At 70.6% G+C, this 4,155-nt stretch carries 4 protein-coding genes; 2 read left to right on the forward strand and 2 right to left on the reverse strand.

The genetic code is table 11. The annotated features are described in order from the left end of the window. Positions 1-191: 191 nt before the first annotated feature. Positions 192-1,241, forward strand: a complete 1,050-nt coding sequence (gene ligD / locus RIF89_RS11475; protein ID WP_309069244.1) for a non-homologous end-joining DNA ligase — start codon at positions 192-194, stop codon at positions 1,239-1,241. Here ligD and RIF89_RS11480 read toward each other — a convergent pair. Next, the gene (locus tag RIF89_RS11480; protein ID WP_309069245.1) at positions 1,238-1,774 is read right to left on the reverse strand and encodes a RimK/LysX family protein; all 537 of its coding nucleotides are present in this window, start codon (positions 1,772-1,774) and stop codon (positions 1,238-1,240) included. The genes ligD and RIF89_RS11480 overlap by 4 nt on opposite strands. A 34-nt stretch (positions 1,775-1,808) precedes the next feature. On the opposite strand from RIF89_RS11480, the gene RIF89_RS11485 reads away from it, so the two are divergent. After that, on the forward strand, positions 1,809-3,002 hold the full coding sequence (locus RIF89_RS11485; RefSeq protein WP_309069246.1) for a RimK family alpha-L-glutamate ligase: 1,194 nt from the start codon (positions 1,809-1,811) through the stop codon (positions 3,000-3,002). A gap of 184 nt (positions 3,003-3,186) precedes the next feature. On the opposite strand, the gene RIF89_RS11490 is transcribed toward RIF89_RS11485, so the two are convergent. After that, a partial coding sequence (locus RIF89_RS11490; RefSeq protein WP_309069247.1) for an ATP-dependent DNA ligase occupies positions 3,187-4,155 on the reverse strand: 969 nt, incomplete at its 5' end.

Below are 4,155 nucleotides of genomic sequence, written 5' to 3' on the forward strand. Positions count from 1 at the left end.
CGCTCACGCGCGATGAGCTCGCCCCGGTCATCGCACTCGCGGAGGACGCGGGCGACGATGCGGGCGGCGTCGAGGGTGCGGGCGAGCCCGGCCGGCCGGACGCGCCCGCCTGACCCGGCGACCTCTGCCTCGGCGCCCCACTGGTCCGCAAGCCCTTTCCGCTCGACCGGGCGGGTCCGTAGGGTGGCGGCATGGCGTCGGAACGCATCACCCTGACCATCCCCGGACCGGACGGCGATCGCGAGCTCGGACTGTCGAGCCCCAACCGGGTGCTGTGGCCCGAGGTCGGCATCACCAAGCATGAGCTCGCCGAATATGTGATCGCGGTGGCCGACCCGTTCCTCGCGCACAACGGGCACCGCCCCGTGTCTCTCGAGCGCTACCCCGACGCGGTGGGCGGGGAGATGTTCTTCTCCAAGAACCCGCCCAAGGGGGCGCCGTCCTTCGTCGAATCCGAGACCGTGACCTACAACAGCGGGCGGCGCCATCCCCAGATCGTGCTGACCGAGCCCGCCGCGATCGCCTGGGCCGTGCAGATGAACACGATCGTGTTCCACCCCTGGGCGTCGCGCGTGCCCGTGACCGACAACCCGGTCGAGCTGCGGATCGACCTGGATCCGCAGCCGGGAACCGACATCGCCGACGCGATCCCTGCCGCGCACGCGCTGCGCGAGGTGCTGCGGGAGGCCGGACTGGAGGCATGGATCAAGACCAGCGGCAACCGCGGACTGCATGTGTTCGCGCCGATCGTGCCGGAATGGGAGTTCCTCGACGTGCGTCACGCGGTGATCGCGGCGGGTCGCGAGCTGGAGCGCCGGATGCCCGACAAGGTGACCACCGCGTGGTGGAAGGAGGAGCGCGGCCGGCGCATCTTCGTCGACTTCAACCAGGCCAACCGCGACCGCACCATGGCCGGCGCCTACAGTCCGCGCGCGCTGCCGCATGCCCCGGTCGCGACGCCGCTGCACTGGGACGAGGTGGACGACGTCGATCCGAAGCGGTTCACGGTGCGCACGATCCCCGAGCGGCTCGCGCAGGGTGATCCGTGGGCAGGGATCCAGGATGCGCCGGGCCGCATCGACACGCTGCTGGAGTGGTGGCAGCGCGACGTCGAGAACGGTCAGGGCGAGATGCCGTTCCCGCCCGAGTTCCCCAAGATGCCGGGTGAGCCCCCGCGCGTGCAGCCCAGCAAGAAGGTCGCCGAGCACTGGGACGAGGCCGGCAACCGCGTCGCCGACTAGTCGGCGGGGTGTCGGAACGTGCGGCGGTGCTCGCGCGCCGGCGGGCGCTTGTTCGCGCGTCGCACGGCGCTGGGCGGCCGGCCGCCGAGATAGGACGCCTGCGCGTCGACCAGGAAGCCCTGGCTGAGCAGCTCGCGGCCGATCAGCATCCGGAATCCCATCGCGTCGCGACGGGTCAGCGTGACCTCGGCCGGGATCACCCGATCGAGCAGGCGCACCTCGAGCACCACGACCACGCGCTTCTCGGAGTGCCCGGATGAGCTGCGCACGCGACGCCGGTCGTGCACGGGCAGCTCGACCGAGACGGCGTTGTCGGAGCTGCGCTGCCACGGGTGGATCTCGAAGCGCACCCACGCGTCGCCATCGCGTGTGAACTCCTTCAGTCCGAACGCATGCAGCGACGACGTCTGCGCACCCGTGTCGACCTTCGCCTTGAGCCACTCGACGCCCGCACCCGGAAGTCCCACCCACTCGCGCCAGCCGACGAGCGCGGCACTGCTCGCGCTCTCCGACGGGAGATGATGGGAAGACACGCCTCCCATCCAACCAGGAACCCAGGATCAATCAGTGAAGATCGCCATCTTGTCGCGCGCCCCTCGCGCCTACAGCACCCAGCGACTCCGGGCCGCCGCGCTCGATCGCGGCCACGACGTGAGGGTGCTGAACACGCTGCGTTTCGCGATCGATCTGGCCAGCGACGAACCGGATCTGCAGTTCCGCGGACGGCGGCTGTCGGAGTACGACGCGATCATCCCGCGCATCGGCAACTCGATCACCTACTACGGCACGGCGGTCGTGCGGCAGTTCGAGCAGATGGACGTCTACACGCCCAACACGGCCAGCGGCATCGCCAACTCCCGGGACAAGCTGCGGGCGAATCAGATCCTGTCGCGCCACGACATCGCCATGCCCGCCACCGCGTTCGTGCGCAACCGGGCCGACGTGATCCCGGCGATCGAGCGCGTGGGCGGAGCCCCCGTCGTGATCAAGCTGCTCGAGGGCACGCAGGGCATCGGCGTGATCCTCGCTCCCGAGATCAAGGTCGCGGAGGCGATCGTCGAGACGCTGCAGTCGGCGCGGCAGAACGTGCTCATCCAGCACTTCGTGAAGGAGTCCAAGGGGCGCGACATCCGGGCGCTCGTCGTGGGCGACCGCGTGGTCGCCGCGATGCGGCGCTCGGCGAAGGGCGACGAGTTCCGCTCGAACGTGCACCGCGGCGGATCCGTCGAGCGCGTCGACCTCTCGGAGGAGTACGAGCGCACGGCCGTGCGCGCGGCGCAGATCATGGGGCTCAAGGTCGCGGGCGTCGACATGCTCGAGTCGGACGAGGGGCCGCTCGTGATGGAGGTCAACTCGTCGCCCGGACTGCAGGGCATCGAGGAGGCGACCAAGCTCGACGTGGCCGGCGCGATCGTCGACTACATCGCCAACCAGGTCGCGTTCCCGCAGATCGACGTGCGCGAGCGGCTGTCCGTGTCGACCGGCTACGGCGTGGCCGAGCTCGTCGTGCACGGCGATGCCGAGCTCGTCGGCACGAAGCTCGCCGAGTCGGGTCTGCGGGAGCGCGACATCACGGTGCTCACGCTGCACCGCGGCGCGACGGTCATCCCCAACCCGAAGGGCAGCTGGGTGCTCGAGGCAGAGGACCGCCTGCTGTGCTGGGGGAAGCTCGAGGAGATGCGGTCGATGATCCCCGAGCGCCCCAAGCGCCGCCCGCGCGTCAAGAAGCTGCCGAAGAACCCGCTGCCCGACGAGGTCTGAGGCCGCGGCTCCGGCGGCTGCACGCACGCGTGCGGGGATCTGCATCGTTCCGGATGCGGGCGCGCCGGCCGGTCCGGATCCGTGTCGATCTCCGGATGCGTGCATGCGAATGGATCCGTGCCTGCGGGCGGGTCCGCGGGGCGAGCGGATACGCGGGTGCGAGCGGATCCGCGACGGCGAGGGGTCAGTCGAGCACGTCTCCGAGGTCGTACTTCGCGGGGACCTCGAGCTGGTCGTAGCGGCACGACTCCGGATCGCGGTCGGGTCGCCAGCGCTCGAACTGCACCGTGTGGCGAAAGCGCATCCGGAAGGACGGATCGCCCTCGAGCTGGTCGTAGCGGACCTCGAGCACGCGCTCCGGGCGCAGCGGCACGTAGGACACGTCCTTGCCGGATGAGAAGCGCGACCGTTCTCCCTCGGCCGTGACGATCTCGCCATCCGCGTCGCGCTCGACGAGCGGCTCGAGCTCGTCGACGAGCTCGAGCCGGCGCTTGTCGCTGAACGCCGAGACGCCGCCGACCTGGTGCAGGTCGCCGCTGTCATCGTGCAGGCCGACGAGGATCGAGCCGACGCCGCGTCCGCTCTTGTGCACGCGGTAACCCAGCGCGACCACGTCGGCCGTGCGCGCGTGCTTGATCTTCAGCATCGTGCGCTTGCCGGGGGCGTAGGGCTGGTCGGCGGGCTTGGCGACCACGCCGTCCAGGCCCGCGCCCTCGAACTCGGCCAGCCACCGCTCGGCCAGCGCGCGATCCTCGGTCGTGCGGGTGAGGTGCAGCGGGTGAGGTGCATCTTTCAGCAGCTGCTCGAGCCGTGCCCGCCGTTCGCGGAACGGCAGCGCCATGAGCGACTCGCCGCCGACCGACAGCAGGTCGAACGCGACGAGCATCGCGGGCGTCTCCGTCGACAGCTTCGCGATGCGCGATGCGGCGGGATGGATCCGCTGCGACAGGGTGTCCCAGGACAGGCGCTGCGATCCCTGCTCGCCGACCGCGATCACGATCTCGCCGTCGAGCAGGCAGGGCTCGGGCAGGATGCGCGCGAGCGCGTCGACGAGCTCCGGGAAGTAGGGGGTCAGCGGCTTCGCGCCGCGCGAGCCGAGCTCCAGGCTCTCGCCGTCCCACGATGCGAGCACGCGGAATCCGTCCCACTTCGG

It is taken from the genome of Microbacterium sp. (assembly GCF_031178525.1).
GTDB lineage: Bacteria > Actinomycetota > Actinomycetes > Actinomycetales > Microbacteriaceae > Microbacterium.